Raw genomic sequence first — 16,853 nt, 5'->3', positions numbered from 1 at the left:
ATGTCCCGCCACGTTCTGAGCCTCCTCGTCGAGGACAAGCCCGGTCTGCTCACGCGCGTCGCGGGCCTCTTCGCCCGTCGCGGCTTCAACATCGAGTCGCTCGCCGTGGGCGTCACCGAGGTGCCGGGTCTCTCGCGCATCACGGTCGTCGTCGACGTCGAGGGTCTGCCGCTCGAACAGGTGACCAAGCAGCTCAACAAGCTCATCAACGTCATCAAGATCGTCGAGCTCGACCCCGCCAGCTCCGTGCAGCGCGAACACGTGCTCGTCAAGGTGCGCGCCGACAACGCCAGCCGCTCCAACGTGCTCGAGGTCGTCAACCTCTTCCGCGCGTCGGTCGTCGACTACGCCCCTGACGCCATCGTGATCGAGATCACCGGCGACTCGGGCAAGGTCGCCGCCTTCCTCAAGGCGATCGAGCCGTTCGGCGTGAAAGAACTCGCGCAGTCGGGCCTGCTCGCCGTCGGTCGCGGCGGCAAGAGCATCACCGAGCGCGTCCTGCGCGGCTGAATTCCTCAACTTCCATTCACCAGCGGCCCCTGAGCGGGGGCCACGATTCAAGGAGAAACATCCTCATGGCAGAGATCTTCTACGACGACGACGCCGACCTCTCGATCATCCAGGGCAAGAAGGTCGCGATCGTCGGCTACGGCTCGCAGGGTCACGCGCACGCGCAGAACCTCCGCGACTCCGGTGTCGAGGTCGTCATCGCGCTCAAGGACGGCTCCAAGTCTGCCGCCAAGGCGCAGGAAGACGGCTTCGAGGTCAAGAACGTCGCGGACGCCGCCGAGTGGGCCGACCTGATCATGATCCTGGCGCCCGACCAGCACCAGCGCTCGATCTTCGCCGACTCGATCAAGGACAAGCTCACCGAGGGCAAGACGCTCGCCTTCGCGCACGGCTTCAACATCCGCTTCGGCTACATCGACGCCCCCGAGGGTGTCGACGTGATCCTGGTCGCCCCCAAGGCTCCCGGTCACACCGTGCGTCGCGAGTACGTCGCGGGCCGCGGCATCCCCGACATCATCGCCGTCGAGCGCGACGCCTCGGGCTCGGCCTGGGACACCGCCCTCTCGTATGCGAAGGCCATCGGCGGCACCCGCGCCGGCGTCATCAAGACGACGTTCACCGAAGAGACCGAGACCGACCTGTTCGGTGAGCAGGCCGTGCTCTGCGGTGGCATGAGCCACCTCGTGCAGGCCGGCTTCGAGACCCTCGTCGAGGCGGGCTACCAGCCCCAGATCGCTTACTTCGAGGTGCTGCACGAGCTCAAGCTCATCGTCGACCTCATGTGGGAGGGCGGCATCGCCAAGCAGCGGTGGTCGATCTCCGACACGGCCGAGTACGGCGACTACGTCTCGGGCCCCCGCGTCATCTCGTCCGACGTCAAGGCCAGCATGAAGGCCGTCCTCAGCGACATCCAGTCGGGTGCCTTCGCCGAGCGCTTCATCGCCGACCAGGACAAGGGCGCCCCCGAGTTCCTCGAGCTCCGCGAGAAGGAGCAGGGTCACCCCATCGAGGCGACCGGCAAGGAGCTCCGCGGCCTCTTCGCGTGGAAGCAGCAGGACACCGACTACGTCGAGGGCTCGGCCGCGCGCTGATCCGTCCGACGCGAACGCCCCGGGACCCCGCGGTTCCGGGGCGTTCGCGTTCTCCGCGGCGTCGTTCGGGTCTGGATGCCGTGGACCCCGGCGATCGGCGGGGCGCGACCCGGGCGCGGGGGAGCGCCGCTAGCGTGGTCCCGTGAGCACTCCGCGCGATGACGACGCCCTGTCCTGGGGCGGTGACGACGACCCCACCCTCGACGTCGGCGACAAGCCTGCGCCGACGCGTTCCGCCGAGACCGAGCCGCGGGTCGAAGCCGAGCCCCTCGAGCCCCTGCAGCCCGAAGCGCCCGCCGCAGCGCCGGTCGCCCGGCATCCTGAGCCTGCCGCTTCCGAGCCGACCGCCGTCGCGGTGACCGATGGCGAGGAGCTGGATGCCGGCCACGCGGCGCCCCTCGGAAACGTCGGCCTCGTCGGCATCGGCATGGTCGCGGCGACCTTCCTTCTCTTCGCGATCGGGTGGCTGCTCGCGGGACTCCGCCTGAACGGGCTGGGGCTTCCCATCCCGTCGGTGACCGTCATCGCGCTCACGATCGGTGCCGCCCTCGCGCCCGTCGTGTGGTTCGTCGCGGTGCTCGCACTGACCCGTAAGTGGCGCACCTGGCAGCGGTTCCTGTTGCTGATCGTGGGAATCGTGCTGCTCGTTCCCTGGCCCTTCCTGTCGTTGGGAGCTTTCGCATGAGCACCCCCGCCCGCACCCGCCACCTGCCGACCTGGCTCCTCGTCACAATCTCGGGCCTGTTCGGACTCTTCTACGCCTACGTCGTCTGGAGCTCGGTCGCTCTGGTCATCCAGCAGGTCAACGGCCCGCTCGGGCTCAACGGCCTGGGCTGGTTCGTCTACATCCTGCCGATCGTGTTCCCCCTCCTCGCGTTCGGCGTCGCCTTCGCGATCGGCCAGCGCCGCAAGGCGGGCGAACTCGCGGTCGTTCTGCTCGCTGGCCTGACGCTCTCCGCCGCGTTCTGGCTCGCGATCGTCGGCTACGGCACCACGTCGTACGGTCTGTACGGCGGTTGACGCGGCGGGTTTCCGGCATCCGGGACCTCCTTCTGCCCGGTGCGGCGCCCATGGGCGGGAGACTGCACCCCGCTGACAGGTGGGCGTCATTCTGACGCGGGTTCGTCAGCGAGATGCCGTCTCGCGATGCTGAGCGTCCGCCCGCTGCCCTGTCGTCCGCCGTCACACGGTCGGGTGCGGCGTCGCCCCCGCGCTAGGCTGGCAGACGGCCCGCACGGGTCGCGCGCCCGGTTCGCGCCGGTGGTGTGCGACGGTGCGCGGCAGCCCCCAGCACCGTTTCGAAGGACGCATCCGTGACGAAGCCCGTCGTGCTCATCGCCGAAGAACTCTCTCCCGCCACGATCGACGCGCTCGGCCCCGACTTCGACGTGCGCAACGTCGACGGGACCGACCGCCCCGCGCTGCTCTCGGCTCTGGCCGAGGCGCACGCGGTGCTCGTGCGCTCGGCCACTCAGATCGACGCCGAGGCCCTCGCGGCCGCGCCGTCGCTGAAGGTGGTCGCCCGCGCCGGTGTCGGCCTCGACAACGTCGACATCAAGTCGGCGACCGCGGCCGGTGTCATGGTCGTCAACGCGCCGACCTCCAACATCATCTCGGCTGCCGAGCTGACGGTCGGGCACGTCCTGAGCCTCGCGCGCCGCATCCCGGCGGCGCACGCCTCGCTCGCGCAGGGCCTGTGGAAGCGCAGCTCGTTCACCGGCACCGAGCTGTTCGAGAAGACGATCGGCATCATCGGTCTCGGTCGTATCGGCGCGCTCATCGCCGCACGTCTGCAGGGTTTCGACATGCGCGTCATCGCGTACGACCCGTACGTCACCGCGGCTCGCGCGCAGCAGCTCGGCGTGCAGCTCGTCTCTCTCGACGAACTGCTCGAGCAGAGCGACTTCGTGACGATCCACATGCCGAAGACCCCCGAGACGACGGGCATGATCGGCGCCGAGCAGCTGCGTCGTATGAAGAAGACCGCCTACGTCGTCAACGTCGCCCGCGGTGGTCTCATCGACGAAGAGGCGCTCTTCGACGCGCTCACGGCCGGTGAGATCGCGGGCGCCGGACTCGATGTCTTCACGACAGAGCCCCCGGTCGAGGGCGGCCCCGCTCGCAAGCTCCTCGACCTGCCGAACGTCGTCGTCACGCCCCACCTCGGCGCGAGCACCGAGGAGGCGCAAGAGAAGGCCGGCGTCTCGGTCGCGCGCTCGGTCAAGCTGGCGCTCGAGGGAGACCTCGTCCCGGATGCCGTGAACGTCGCGGGCGGTGCGATCGATCCCTTCGTGCGCCCCGGTATCGCCCTCGTTGAAATGCTCGGCCAGTTCTTCAGCGGTCTCGCGGACAGCGCGCTCACGAGCCTGGACATCGAGGTGCGCGGAGAGCTCGCGCAGTACGACGTCAGCGTCTACCGCCTGGCCGCGCTGAAGGGCTATTTCAGCCGGATCGTCAGCGAGAGCGTCTCGTACGTCAACGCCCCGCTGTTCGCCGAACAGCGCGGTGTCGAGGCGCGTCTGGTCGTCGAGGCCGAGAGCCCGCTCTACCGCAACATCACCATCCTCCGCGGCACCCTGGCCGACGGGTCCACGCTCGAGGTCGCGGGCACGCTCGCCGGCACGCGGATGGTCCCGAAGGTCGTCTCGATCAACGGCTACGAGATCGAGGTGCCCATCGAACAGCACCATGTCGTCATGCGCTACGCCGACCGTCCGGGCATTGTCGCGATCTACGGCCAGAAGCTGGGGGAGGCGGGCATCAACATCGCGGGCCTCCAGGTGGCGGCACCGGATGCCACGGGTCGTGCGCTCTCGGTGCTGACGGTGGACTCGCCCGTTCCCGACGAGATCCTCGGCGCCATGCGCGAGGCCGTCGGCGCCGACCTGTTTCGGCAGATCGACATCGTCGAGGGCTGAGGCCCGGTCGTCAGGGGGAGGGGGTCGCTGCGGCGGCCCCCTCTTCCGTTGTTCTGGGCCGGCGCGTCGGAGATTCAGGGCCCGCGCAAAATCGAGGGGTTCACACTGCGCGAGTGGCCCTGGTCCTTCGCGTCGTCTCCGCCTGTCTCGGCATCCTCTTCCTCGTCGCGGGGGTGGCCGATGTCGTGCGCCGCACCCCCTGGGGCCTCCTCGGCGTGATCGGGGGAGTGTTGATCCTGCTCGGCGTGGTCATGGACCTTCGGCGCGAGCGCCGCGAACGGCGGGCGGAGCGGCAGCGAGACTGACCCGGGCCCTCGGCCGCGCTTTACGTGGTCGCGGCGACGACGCGGGCGATGAGCGCATCGAGGTCGGCACCCTCGAGAGTCGGCCCGGGCAGTGCGTTCAGATCGAGAACGGCGTTGAAGTACAGCCCGTCGCTCACCAGCAGCACCATCTGCAGCGCCGTCTCGTCACGGGTGTGCGCGCGGAGGCTGTTCTCCCACAGCTCGCGGACGCGGCGGAGCGATGCCGTAGCGGCGTCGCTGCCGTTCTGGGCGAGGCGAGACACGGCCAAGATCGTGACGTCGAGCGGCGACCCGGTGTTCTGCGAGGAGCGCAGGTGTGCGGCGACGACCCCCTCGTCCGACCTCTCGATCTCGGCGACGTCTTCGTCGGCGAGCCGCTCGAGCCGTTCGACGAGCGCCGCCTCGAGAGCGCTCTTCGAGCTGAAGTGGTAGAGCAGTCCACCTTTCGACACCCCGGCGCCGCGCGCGGTGGCATCCATCGTGGCGGCGCGCTCGCCCTCGTCGACGAGGATGCGGCTGAAGGCGTCGAGGACGGCTTCGCGGGCGAGAGGGGGGCGGCTCATGACTCCTCGATCGTACTGGCGGCGGGGTGGCGTGCTCTGTTACTATACCGGCTGGACGGTTTAGAAACGGACTCCCTCATGCTCACCTCGTTGCCCACCTCGGAAATCTCCGTGACCCGCGCCGGTTGGCGGGGATGGTTCGCGCTGGCGGTGCTCATGCTGCCCGTGCTGCTCGTCTCGGTCGACAACACGGTGCTGAGCTTCGCGCTGCCCGAGATCGCGCTGTCGCTCCAGCCCTCGAGCATCGAACAGCTGTGGATCATCGACGTCTACCCGCTCGTCCTCGCCGGACTCCTCGTGACGATGGGCACGCTGGGCGATCGTTTCGGTCGCCGCCGCATGCTGCTCATCGGTGCGACCGGTTTCGCGGCGGTGTCGGCGCTGTCGGCGTTCGCCCCCACCGCGGCCCTGTTGATCACCGGGCGCGCGCTCATGGGCGTCTTCGGCGCCATGCTCATGCCGTCCACCCTGTCTCTGCTGCGCAGCATCTTCCGCGACCGCGACCAGCGCCGGATCGCGATCGCCGTGTGGGCCTCCGGATTCTCTGCGGGGGCCGCACTCGGTCCGATCGTCGGCGGGTTCCTGCTCGAGCACTTCACCTGGGGCTCGGTCTTCCTGATGGCCGTGCCGGTGCTCGTGCCGCTCGTCGTTCTCGCGCCGTTCTTCGTGCCCGAGAGTCGCGACCCCCAGCCGGGCCGGTTCGACCCCCTCAGCGTTCTCCTCTCGCTCGCGACGATGGTGCCGATCGTCTACGGCATCAAGAAGCTCGCCGTCGACGGCCCGATGTCGCTCGCTCCTGTGCTGTTCGTCGTCGGGGTGGTGTTCGGGTGGCTGTTCGTCCGGCGTCAGCGCCGCTTGACGACGCCCATGCTCGACATGACACTGTTCCGCCAGGGCACGTTCTCCGGCGCGATCCTGGTGAACCTACTGAGCGTCGTCGGACTCGTCGGCTTCTTGTACTTCGTCGCTCAGCACCTGCAACTGGTCGTCGGTCTCTCCCCGATGGTCGCGGGGTTCGCTCTCCTGCCGGGGCTCGTTCTCATGATCATCTCGGGGCTCGCGGTCGTGCCCGTGGCGAAGCGATTCCCGTCGCAGATCGTCGTGCCCGTCGCCCTGTCGTTCTCGGTCGTCGCGTACATCATGGTCGCGGTCTCCACGGGCGACCTGACGCTGCTGATCGTCGCGTTCGCCCTGCTGGGTATCGGAATCGGCGCCGCCGAGACGGTCTCGAACGAACTGATCCTCTCCAGTGCCCCTTCTGCGAAGGCCGGCGCGGCCAGCGCGGTCTCCGAGACCGCCTACGAGGTGGGTGCCGTCCTGGGCACAGCTGTGCTCGGAGGCATCCTCGCCGCGTTCTACCGGGCGCAGCTCGTCCTGCCCGCCGGGCTTCCGGATGCCGCGGCCCACGCCGCCCGAGAGACCCTCGCCGGCGCGGTGGCCGTCTCGAACACCCTCGACGACGTCGCCCTGGCCGATGCCCTGCGCACCGCCGCTGCACACGCTTTCGACTCCGGCGTCGTCGTCACCGCGCTGATCGGCGCGGCGCTGATCGTCGTGGCCGCGGTCATCGCTGCCACTACCCTGGGAGGATCCCGCAGCACGTCGAAGCAGTGACGTGCCCGAGCTCTGAGGAGAGCGATGTCGCGTGTCGTGAAGCTGGCCGTCATCCCCGGTGACGGCATCGGTCCCGAGGTCGTCGCCGAGGCCGTGAAGGTGCTCGACGCCGTCACCGCGGCATCCGACGTCTCGTTCGAGAAGACGCCGTTCTCCCTCGGCGCAGGTCGCTTCCTCGAGACGGGCGACACGCTCACCGACGACGACCTTGCCGCGATCGCCGCGCACGACGCGATCCTGCTCGGCGCCGTCGGGGGAGTGCCCGGCGATCCCCGACTCAAAGATGCGAACATCGAGCGCGGCCTGCTGTTGAAGCTTCGTTTCGAGCTCGACCACTACGTCAATCTCCGCCCGTCGAAGCTCTACCCGGGCGCCACCGGGCCGCTCGCCGAGCCGGGCGAGATCGACTTCGTCGTGGTGCGCGAGGGTACCGAGGGGCCCTACGTCGGCAACGGCGGCTCGATCCGCCGCGGGACGGCGCACGAGGTCGCGAACGAGACCTCCGTCAACACCGCTTACGGCGTCGAGCGCGTGGTCCGCTACGCCTTCGCCCTCGCGGAGCGTCGCCGGCAGAAGCTCACGCTCGTGCACAAGACCAACGTGCTCGTGCACGCGGGCGGTATGTGGAAGCGGATCGTCGACGCCGTGGCATCCGAGTTCCCCGGTGTCGCCGTAGACTACTTGCACGTCGACGCGGCAACCATCTTCCTGGTCACGAACCCGAGCCGCTTCGACGTGATCGTCACCGACAACCTCTTCGGCGACATCCTGACCGACCTGGCCGGCGCCGTCACCGGTGGCATCGGCCTCGCCGCTTCGGGCAACATCAACCCCGACGGCGCGTTCCCCTCGATGTTCGAGCCCGTGCACGGTTCGGCGCCCGACATCGCGGGAAGCCAGAAGGCCGACCCCACGGCCGCGATCCTCTCCGTCGCCCTCCTGCTCGATCACCTCGGGCTGACCGACGAGGCCGCCCGCGTGACCCGCGCGGTCGAGGACGACATCGCCAGCCGCGACGGGGTCCGCACCACCGCCCAGATCGGCGACGCCATCGCCGAACGCGTCCAGGCGTAACCTGGACCGATCGGCGAGCATCGCCTCCGGCACTCGAGAAGCTTTGGACAACGAATGACCACCATCGACACCGATCCCGACACCGGACTCGAACCGCTCGAGTTCTCCGTCACGCGCAACCTCGCGGCCAAGAGCACGACCGACCGCGACGCGGTCCTCGCCAATCCCGGCTTCGGGCAGAGCTTCACCGACCATATGGTCGACATCTGCTGGTCGGTCCGCGGCGGCTGGCACCGCCCGCGCGTCTCGCCCTACGGCCCGATCTCGCTCGACCCGGCCGCCGCGGTCCTGCACTACGGCCAGGAGATCTTCGAGGGCATCAAGGCCTATCGCCACGCCGACGGCTCGGTGCATACCTTCCGCCCCGACCAGAACGGGCGCCGCCTGCAGCGCTCCGCGCGACGACTCGCCCTTCCCGAGCTGCCGGTGCCGTACTTCCTGCAGTCGCTGAAGGAGCTCATCGCCGTCGACGGCGCATGGGTTCCCTCGGGTGAGGACCAGAGCCTGTATCTGCGTCCGTTCATGTTCGCGAAAGAGGCGTTCCTCGGGGTCCGCCCCGCGCACAAGGTCGCCTACTACCTGATCGCCAGCCCCGCGGGCGCGTATTTCAAGGGTGGCGTGAAGCCCGTCTCGATCTGGCTCAGCGAGGACTACTCGCGCGCCGGCAAGGGCGGCACGGGCGCGGCCAAGACCGGCGGCAACTACGCCGCCAGCCTGCTGCCGCAGTCGGAGGCCTACGAGAACGAGTGCGATCAGGTCGTCTTCCTCGACCAAGACCGCAATGTCGAGGAGCTCGGCGGTATGAACGTCGTGTTCGTCTACAAGGACGGCACGATCGTGACCCCGCAGTCGGACTCGATCCTCGAGGGGATCACGCGCGACTCGCTCCTGCAGCTCGCTCGCGACCGCGGTCACCACGTCGTGGGCCGCAACGTTTCGCTGGACGAGTGGCGCCAGGGAGTGGCATCCGGAGACATCGTCGAGGTGTTCGCGTGCGGCACCGCCGCGGTCGTCACCCCGATCGGTGTGCTCAAGGGCCGTGACTTCATCGACGAGCAGCCCACCGGCACTCTCGCGCTCGAACTGCGCGAGGAGCTCACGAACATCCAGTACGGCCGCGCCGAAGACAAGCACGGCTGGCTGTACCGCCTCGACGCCTGAGCGTCGCGCACACGGAGGGGCTCCCGGATGCCGGGGGTCCCTCCGTCGTATCCGCTCACCGTCCGCGACGGCGTGCGGTGGGGTCCTGGCCCCGGCAAGCGGGTATAAACGCGATCTGCGCTCATAAACGCGGGGTGCGCGTGTTTATGAGCGCGGATCGCGTTTATGCGTGGGGTGGCGGCGCCTGGGGTGGCGGCGTGCGGCGTGACGCCCGGGGTAGCGGCGCACGGGGTGGCGTCGCGCGGCGTGACGCCCGGGGTAGCGGCGCCCGGCGCGGTTGTCGTGTGTCGAGCGTGGCGGCGGTGGGGAGCGGCAGCGGGTTCCACGCATAAACGCGATCTGCGGCGAAAAACGCGTGGTGCGCGTGTTTATGAGCGCGGATCGCGTTTATGCGTGGGGAGCGGCGCGACGTCGGGCGCACATGCGGGTGGTTGAGCGTGGGTGAGGCCTCGGCGGACCCGGTGGGATGTCGGGGGCCGCGGATAGGCTGGCTCCGTGAAGATCGCTCGATTCAGCTACCAGGATGCCCTTCGCTACGGGATCGTCGACGACGGCGAACTCGTGGTCCTCGCCGGAGACCCGATGTTCGCCGGGTTCGAGACGACGGGGGAGCGCGTCCCGCTCGCCGATGCGGCCCTGCTCGCGCCGGTGATCCCGCGTTCGAAGGTCGTCTGCATCGGCAAGAACTACCACGACCACGCCGCGGAGATGGGCGGCGAGGCACCGGCCGAACCGCTCATGTTCCTCAAGCCGAACACGTCGGTCATCGGGCCGAACGACGTGATCGTGCGCCCCACGAGCCTGAGCTCGCACACCGACTACGAGGGCGAGCTCGCCGTCGTGATCGGCCGTATCGCGAAGAACGTTCCCGCCGAGCGCGCCAGTGACTACATCTTCGGCTACACCGTCGCCAACGACATCACGGCTCGCGACCTGCAACGCACCGACGGTCAGTGGTCGCGCGCCAAGGGATTCGACACCTTCTGCCCCGTCGGGCCCGTCATCGAGACCGATCTCGACCTCGACTCCGCGGCTATCACCACGCGCGTCAACGGCGAGGTGCGTCAGCAGGGCCCGGTCTCCGACATGATCCACGGCATCGGCGCGCTCGTCGCGTACGCCTCCGCGGTGTTCACGCTCCTCCCCGGCGACCTCATCCTCACGGGCACGCCGGCCGGCGTCGGTCCGTTCGAGGCCGGCGACACCGTCGAGGTCGAGGTGAGTGGCATCGGCATCCTGCGCAACACGGCGCGCGATGCCTGACTCCCCTGTGGCGGCGGGCGCCGCGCTCACCGAGCGCGACCTCGCCGTCACCCAGCGCCGGACGGTCCGGGTGCTCGCCGCGGGCCAGGTGCTCACAGGCGTCGCTTTCGGGGCGACCCTCTCGCTCGGGGCACTGCTCGCCGCTGACCTGTCGGGGCAGGAGGCCCTGTCGGGCTTGGCCACGGCCTCGGTCACCCTTGGCGCGGCTCTCACCGCGATCCCGCTGGCTCGCTTGGCCGGTCGTCGTGGTCGGCGTGTGGCGCTCACCACGGGAAACGTCGCGGCCCTGATCGGCATCGCCGTGGTCATCGCGGCCGCCGCACTCCGCCTGTTCCCGCTGCTGCTCGTCGGAATCGCCCTCATCGGCGCGGGGAACGCCGCGACCCTGCAGTCGCGTTTCGCCGCCACCGACCTCGCGAGTACCGCCCGCCGCGGGCGCGACCTGGCGACGGTCGTCTGGGCGACGACCGTCGGCGGGGTCGTCGGCCCGCTCCTGCTCGCGCCCGGCGAGCTCATCGGGGCCAGCATCGGGATGCCGCGCCTGACCGGCGCCTACCTCTTCTCGTTCGCGGCCCAGGTCTGCGCGTTCGCGCTGTACGTGCTCGTGCTGCGACCCGACCCGTTGCTGTTGGCCCAACGCGTCGAGCGGGAGGCCTCGGCATCCGTCACCGCTCCCGCTCCCCAGGCCGACCGACCGGGTGTCGCGCGATTCGCGATGTTGGCCGTCGCGGCGTCGCACGTGACCATGGCCTCGGTCATGGCGATGACTCCGGTCCACCTCTCGCACATCGTCGCTCCGGATGCCGTGACCCTCGCCGTCGGCATCACGATCTCCGCGCACGTGTTCGGAATGTACGGGCTCTCGCCCGTCTTCGGTGTTCTCGCCGACCGCGTCGGGCGCGTCGGCGTCATCGTCCTCGGTCAGGTACTGCTCGCGGCGTCGCTGGCTGTCGCGGCGCTACTGCCCGACTCGCAGGCCGGGGTGCTCGTGGCCCTCGTGCTGCTCGGTCTCGGCTGGAGCGCGGCCACCGTCTCGGGTTCGGCCCTGTTGACCGAGGCGTCGCCTCTCTCGCTTCGCCCGCGCCGTCAGGGCCGGAGCGACACGCTCATGACGGCGTGTGCGGCCGCGGGCTCGGTACTGGCCGGCCTGGTCCTCGGGGCGGTCGGCTACGACGGTCTCGCGCTCTGGGCGCTGGTGCCGGTCGCCGCCGTCTGCGTGGGCGCGGTCGTCGTCCGCTCGCGCCAGTCCTCGGGCGTCGCGTGAGTCGTGGCGGCGACGGTCGAGGCGTCCGAGCTGTGAGACGCGCCCTTCAGATCGCGTAGACCAGACCGTCGAACGGCGACAGGTCCTCGGCGCCACGCACGCCGAGCGCGTGCAGCGCGCGATCGACGTCGAGTTCGTCGTTGAAGACGTGGAACGCCACGCGGGCGCGGCCCGCGCGGCCCGACGCCGTGATCCCGTGGGCCGTGAGCTGCGCGAGCGCTTCGCCCGTGGCATCCGGCCAGGTCACGATCGCCGAGGGACGCTCGGGCTGCTCCAGGCCCAATCCGTCGCGAAAGCGGGCGGCCAGGCTCGTGACGTGGGCGTAGGTCGCGGTGATGTCGGCGTTGGCGAACAGGGCCAGGGCCGGCGCCGCTCCGACGAACGCCTGCCATGCGGGCGAGACGTCGAATCGACGAGCGTCGGGGGCGAGCGGGCCGCCGGTGCCGTAGCACGACGCCCACGGGTCGTCGCCCGAGTACCACCCGGCCTGCACGGGGCGGATCTCGCTCGCGAAGGCGGGCGCGAGGGTGAGGAACGACACCCCGCGCGGGCAGCAGAGCCACTTGTAGGCGTGGCAGACGGTCGCGTCGAACATCGTCGCGTCGACCGGGAGCCATCCGGCGGCCTGTGTCAGGTCGCACAGCGTGCGGGCGCCGCTACGAGCCGCTGCGGCGGCGATGCCCGCGGCGTCCGCGACCTCTCCGGTCGCCGACTGCACGAGCGAGAATGCCACGAGCCAGGTGTCGGGTGAGATCGCGGCGGCGAGCTCGTGCAGGGGAGCGGTGCGCAGGCGTACGCCCCGGCCCGCGTGAGCGAAGGGGGCGATGAGAGACGAGAAGTCGCCCTCGGCGCACAGCACCTCGGCGCCGTCGGGTGCGGCGGCGGCGAGGAGTGCGACCTGCACCGACGTCTGCGAGCCGATCGCGACGTCACCGACCGGGGAGCTCACGAGGTGCGCGAACGAGGCCCGCGCCTCTTCGACGGCCTGCGACGCGGCGACGACATCGGGGCGTCCGGATGCCGCGGACTCGAGGTCGGCGCGGACCGCGGCCACCGTGGCGCGCGAGGGCAGGCCGAGGGTGCAGGCCGCGAGGTAGTCGCGGCCACCGGCGAAGTGCGAGGCGAGGCTGCTCATGAAACCAGGATCGCCTCGCGCCTGACATTGCACTAGAACAGGTGTTGCATGAGAACCATCACCTCTGCTTATGTGTGGGAATGGCTGAGATCGACGACTCCCTCGACGCGAACGCCCTGCGGGTGGTCAAGGCCATCGCCGACACCGGTTCGATCACCGCCGCTGCCCGAGCGCTCGGTTACAGTCAACCCGCGGTGAGCCAGCAGCTTCGCCGCCTCGAGAGGCGCGCCGGGATGCCGATCGTCGAACGTGTCGGACGAGGCGTGCGTCTCACCGAGGCGGGGTCGATCCTCGCCCGTCACGCGGCCGCCGTCACCACGGCGCTCGACGCGGCAGCCGGAGACCTGGCCGAGCTGCGTGGTCTGCGGGCCGGTCGCGTACGGATCGCCGCCTTCCCGTCGGCGTCGTCGACGGTCGTTCCGCGCGTCATCGCCGCCGTGACCGCTCGCCGACCGGGTGTGTCCATCAGCTTCGTCGAGGCCGAGCCGCCCGAGGCCATCGCCGCCGTGCGCGAGAATCGCGCCGACATCGCGCTCATCTACAGCTACCCGGGCGATCGACGCGAACACCTGGAGTCGGCGGCATCCGGACTCTCGTCCCGACTCATCGGGGACGACGACACGGTGGTGGTCGTGCCCACGGACCACCCCGCGGCCGCCCACGACCCCATCGACCTCTCGCAACTCGCGGGGGAGCGGTGGATCGCGGGGTGCCCGCAGTGCCGCGGGCACCTGCTCGAGGCGTGCGGCCGTGCCGGATTCACGCCCGATATCGCGTTCGAGACCGACAACTTCATCGCCGTCGAGAACCTCGTCGCCCAGGGGGTGGGCATGGCGATCCTGCCGCGGATGGCGGTGGCGTCGCTCCCGATGCTCGCCGGCATCGCGGCTCCTCGACTGCCCGCGACCGAGGCGCGCACCCTGCACGTCGTGACCGCGCGGGGGGCCGAGCACGTGCCCGCGGTCGGAGCGGCGTTGGAAGTCATGGGCGAGGTGCTGGCCGATCACCTCCGGCACTCGGGAAGAGACACCGCCCGCCGGTAGGATCGAGGGGATGTCTGCCACGCCCGATCCCCGCACCACGACCGCCACCGGCGCCGACGTTCGCGTCCGCTTCTGCCCCTCACCCACGGGGTTGCCGCACGTCGGTCTCATCCGCACCGTCCTGTTCAACTGGGCCTATGCCCGGCACAACGGCGGCAAGCTCGTCTTCCGCATCGAAGACACCGACGCCGCGCGAGACAGCGAAGAGAGCTACCGGCAGCTCCTCGAGGCGCTGCGGTGGATGAACATCGATTGGGACGAGGGCGTCGAGGTCGGCGGCCCGCACGCGCCGTACCGCCAGTCGCAGCGCCACGAGATCTACCGCGGCGTGCTCGACAAGCTCATCGCCGCGGGGGCGGTGTACGAGAGCTACTCCACCGCCGAAGAGATCGACGCGCGCAACGAGGCCAACGGCCGCGCCAAGCAGCTCGGCTACGACAACTACGACCGCGACCTCACGGACGAGCAGAAGGCCGCCTTCCGTGCCGAGGGGCGCGAGCCCGCGTGGCGCGTGCGCGTTCCCGACGAAGACCTCACCTTCGTCGACCTCATCCGCGGCGAGGTGACCTTCCCCGCGGGCTCGTTCCCCGACTTCGTGATCGTTCGCGCCGGCGGCATCCCGCTCTACACCTTCGTGAACCCGGTCGACGACGCGCTCATGGGGATCACCCACGTCATCCGCGGCGAAGACCTCATGCCCTCGACCGCTCGTCAGCTCGCGCTGTACCGCGCGCTGCTCGATGCCGGCGTCACCGACTTCCTGCCGCGCTTCGGCCACATGCCGCTGGTGCTGGGCGAGACCGGCAACAAGAAGCTCTCCAAGCGCGACCCGCAGGCCGACCTGTTCCTGCAGCGCGAGAAGGGCTTCATCCACGAGGGGCTGCTGAACTACCTCTCGCTGCTCGGCTGGTCGCTGTCCGCCGACCGCGACGTCTTCTCGCTCGACGAGATGATCGCCGCCTTCGACATCGCCGACGTGAACCCCAACCCCGCACGCTTCGACCAGAAGAAGGCCGAAGCCATCAACGGTGACCACATCCGGATGCTGGATGCCGAGGACTTCGCCGCCCGGATCGTCCCCTATCTCGCGGGTGCGGGATACATCGCCGAGCAGCCGAGCGACGAGCACCGCGCGATCATCGCCCAGGCGGCGCCGCTCGTGCAGGAGCGCGTGCAGCTGCTGGGGGAGGTCCCCGGCATGCTCGGCTTCCTCTTCGTCTCCGACGTCGATTACGCCGAGGACGCGCTCAAGGGCCTTCCCGCGAACGCGGCCGAGGTGCTCGCGGCATCCGTCCGCGCTCTTGAGGGGGTCGACGACTTCAGCGCCGCTGCCGTCCAGGAGGCGCTGTCGGGTGCGCTCGTCGACGACCTGGGGCTCAAGCCTCGCGTGGCCTACGGTCCGCCCCGCGTCGCCCTCACCGGACGTCGCATCTCGCCGCCGCTGTTCGAGTCGATGGAACTGCTCGGCAAGGCCGAGTCGATCCGTCGCCTCGAGGCGCTGGTGGCGCACCTGGGCTGAGACGCCCCAGCGATCCCCGCGACTTCGCTGTCGCGGGGATCGCTGGTTTCCGGCGCGCGGGGGAGCGGAACTCGGAGCATGCGACGCGGATCGAAGATTCTCCCGCCGGAGGTCCGATCTCCACGCGGTTCTCTGAGGTCGGCGCCCTCGAGACGGGCCGCCCTGGACGCGCCCGGGACGCGCGGGGCGGGGCCCCGGTTTGGCGCATGGCTCCGCGTCACGTAAGCTTGATCCTCGGCACGAGTTACGGCTCGAAGCCATTGGGGTATGGTGTAATTGGCAACACGGCGGTTTCTGGTTCCGTTGTTCTTGGTTCGAGTCCAGGTACCCCAGCTTTGCGAAAAGGCCCGGTGATCGAAAGATCCCGGGCCTTTCGCGTGCCATGGGGGCTGCCGCAGGTGGCCGCATGCGTGAGGCTTCTCCGCGCCGTTGCGGGCGAACCGTAGGATGACCCGATGCGCCTCCGCCCGCTCGTCGCCCTCGCCGCCCTGGTCGTGGCGGGCACGGTGCTGGCGGGATGCGGGGCGGGCACGAGCGAGCCCCCCACGGCATCCGGCTGCGACGCGAATCCGTCCCTGGAACCGGGCATGAGCATCCCGCTCGCGGTGACGGTCGACGGCGCGGCCCGTGGATACACCGTGCACGTCCCGGCGACGATGACGGCGCAGACTCCGACGCCGCTCATCCTCGCCTTCGCCGGATACCGCATGCCGCCCGGGCAGCTCGAGCAGCTCAGCGGCCTCGACGGCAGCGGCGCGATCGTCGTCTACCCGCAGGCGGCGAGCACCGCGGCGGGCGTCGGCTGGCAGGGGGCGCCGTACTCGTCGGGCGAGGACGACGTGGCCTTCACCACCGCCCTCCTCGACGACGTGGAGTCGCGTCTCTGCATCGACCCGAAACGCGTGTTCGCCGCCGGGATCTCGAACGGCGGCGGGTTCGTGTCGTTGCTGTCGTGCGCCCTCCCCGAACGCATCGCCGCTTTCGCCGTCGTCTCCGGGGCGATCTACCCCGCGACCAATCCGCCGTGCGCGAGTGGCTCCCCGGTGCCGGTGATCGAGTTCCACGGCACCGCCGACGACGTCATCCCCTACGACGGCGGCATCCGGCACGACGCGACCGTCGCCCCGGTGTCGCTCTGGCTATCGCAGGTGGCGACGCGCAACGGCTGCGCCGCCGATCCGCGCTCGGAATCGGTTGCGACGGGAGTCGAGAGGCAGACGTGGACCGGATGCCACGACCGCGGTGCCCTGGTGCACTACCGGATCGACGGGGGAGGGCACGTGTGGCCGGGAGCGGCGGGCTCGGGCGAGACGGCGATCTCGGCGACGACCCTGATCGAAACGTTCTTCACAGCCCACCCTCTGCCGTGAGCCGCGGATCGGGGGGAGGATAG

16 protein-coding genes and 1 tRNA gene are annotated in these 16,853 nt (G+C 70.0%); 15 read left to right on the top strand and 2 right to left on the bottom strand.

From position 1 onward, the window contains the following. The 6 genes from ilvN (at position 1) to NE358_RS09510 (ending at position 4,824) form a co-directional block, all read left to right on the top strand. Positions 1-510: an acetolactate synthase small subunit gene (gene ilvN, locus NE358_RS09535; RefSeq protein WP_056230635.1), complete on the top strand. Its 510-nt coding sequence runs from the start codon at positions 1-3 to the stop codon at positions 508-510. A gap of 65 nt (positions 511-575) precedes the next feature. Next, positions 576-1,601, top strand: a complete 1,026-nt coding sequence (ilvC, locus tag NE358_RS09530) for a ketol-acid reductoisomerase (RefSeq protein ID WP_056230637.1) — start codon at positions 576-578, stop codon at positions 1,599-1,601. 142 nt (positions 1,602-1,743) lie between these two features. Then, positions 1,744-2,286, top strand: a complete 543-nt coding sequence (locus NE358_RS09525; RefSeq protein WP_141377231.1) for a DNA polymerase III subunit gamma/tau — start codon at positions 1,744-1,746, stop codon at positions 2,284-2,286. Continuing rightward, positions 2,283-2,621: a bacitracin resistance protein gene (locus NE358_RS09520; protein WP_289937955.1), complete on the top strand. Its 339-nt coding sequence runs from the start codon at positions 2,283-2,285 to the stop codon at positions 2,619-2,621. The genes NE358_RS09525 and NE358_RS09520 overlap by 4 nt, the downstream gene beginning before the upstream one ends. Before the next feature lie 293 nt (positions 2,622-2,914). Next, the gene (serA, locus tag NE358_RS09515) at positions 2,915-4,519 is read left to right on the top strand and encodes a phosphoglycerate dehydrogenase (protein WP_103208803.1); all 1,605 of its coding nucleotides are present in this window, start codon (positions 2,915-2,917) and stop codon (positions 4,517-4,519) included. A gap of 113 nt (positions 4,520-4,632) precedes the next feature. Continuing rightward, a complete protein-coding gene (locus tag NE358_RS09510) occupies positions 4,633-4,824 on the top strand; it encodes a hypothetical protein (protein ID WP_103208805.1) in 192 nt (63 codons plus the stop codon). Between the two features lie 20 nt (positions 4,825-4,844). Here NE358_RS09510 and NE358_RS09505 read toward each other — a convergent pair whose 3' ends face one another. Further along, positions 4,845-5,387: a TetR/AcrR family transcriptional regulator gene (locus tag NE358_RS09505; protein ID WP_141377227.1), complete on the bottom strand. Its 543-nt coding sequence runs from the start codon at positions 5,385-5,387 to the stop codon at positions 4,845-4,847. A gap of 111 nt (positions 5,388-5,498) precedes the next feature. On the opposite strand from NE358_RS09505, the gene NE358_RS09500 reads away from it, so the two are divergent. The 5 genes from NE358_RS09500 to NE358_RS09480 all read left to right on the top strand — a co-directional run bounded on the left by NE358_RS09500 (position 5,499) and on the right by NE358_RS09480 (position 11,763). Next, on the top strand, positions 5,499-7,001 hold the full coding sequence (locus NE358_RS09500; RefSeq protein WP_499317707.1) for an MFS transporter: 1,503 nt from the start codon (positions 5,499-5,501) through the stop codon (positions 6,999-7,001). 24 nt (positions 7,002-7,025) lie between these two features. Then, a complete protein-coding gene (locus NE358_RS09495; protein WP_141377225.1) occupies positions 7,026-8,075 on the top strand; it encodes a 3-isopropylmalate dehydrogenase in 1,050 nt (349 codons plus the stop codon). A 54-nt stretch (positions 8,076-8,129) separates the two neighbouring features. Continuing rightward, entirely contained in the window at positions 8,130-9,236 is a 1,107-nt protein-coding gene (locus NE358_RS09490; protein ID WP_103208814.1) for a branched-chain amino acid aminotransferase, read from the top strand. 495 nt (positions 9,237-9,731) lie between these two features. After that, entirely contained in the window at positions 9,732-10,499 is a 768-nt protein-coding gene (locus tag NE358_RS09485; protein ID WP_103208816.1) for a fumarylacetoacetate hydrolase family protein, read from the top strand. Beyond that, a complete protein-coding gene (locus tag NE358_RS09480; protein ID WP_116239945.1) occupies positions 10,492-11,763 on the top strand; it encodes an MFS transporter in 1,272 nt (423 codons plus the stop codon). The genes NE358_RS09485 and NE358_RS09480 overlap by 8 nt, the downstream gene beginning before the upstream one ends. A gap of 46 nt (positions 11,764-11,809) precedes the next feature. Here the strand turns inward: NE358_RS09480 and NE358_RS09475 are convergent, their stop codons facing one another. Next, a complete protein-coding gene (locus NE358_RS09475) occupies positions 11,810-12,898 on the bottom strand; it encodes an aminotransferase class V-fold PLP-dependent enzyme (protein ID WP_289937951.1) in 1,089 nt (362 codons plus the stop codon). Between the two features lie 80 nt (positions 12,899-12,978). Between NE358_RS09475 and NE358_RS09470 the strand changes: the two genes are divergently transcribed. The 4 genes from NE358_RS09470 to NE358_RS09455 all read left to right on the top strand — a co-directional run bounded on the left by NE358_RS09470 (position 12,979) and on the right by NE358_RS09455 (position 16,830). Further along, entirely contained in the window at positions 12,979-13,941 is a 963-nt protein-coding gene (locus NE358_RS09470; protein WP_289937947.1) for a LysR family transcriptional regulator, read from the top strand. Positions 13,942-13,951: 10 nt separating this feature from the next. Next, a complete protein-coding gene (gltX, locus tag NE358_RS09465; RefSeq protein WP_289937945.1) occupies positions 13,952-15,460 on the top strand; it encodes a glutamate--tRNA ligase in 1,509 nt (502 codons plus the stop codon). A gap of 261 nt (positions 15,461-15,721) precedes the next feature. Further along, a tRNA-Gln gene (locus NE358_RS09460) sits at positions 15,722-15,793 on the top strand. A gap of 122 nt (positions 15,794-15,915) precedes the next feature. Further along, the gene (locus tag NE358_RS09455; RefSeq protein WP_289937943.1) at positions 15,916-16,830 is read left to right on the top strand and encodes a CE1 family esterase; all 915 of its coding nucleotides are present in this window, start codon (positions 15,916-15,918) and stop codon (positions 16,828-16,830) included. Positions 16,831-16,853 lie beyond the last annotated feature (23 nt).

It is taken from the genome of Sphingomonas sp. G5 (genome assembly GCF_052660795.1).
This window is presented reverse-complemented; position numbering and strand designations above follow the sequence as displayed.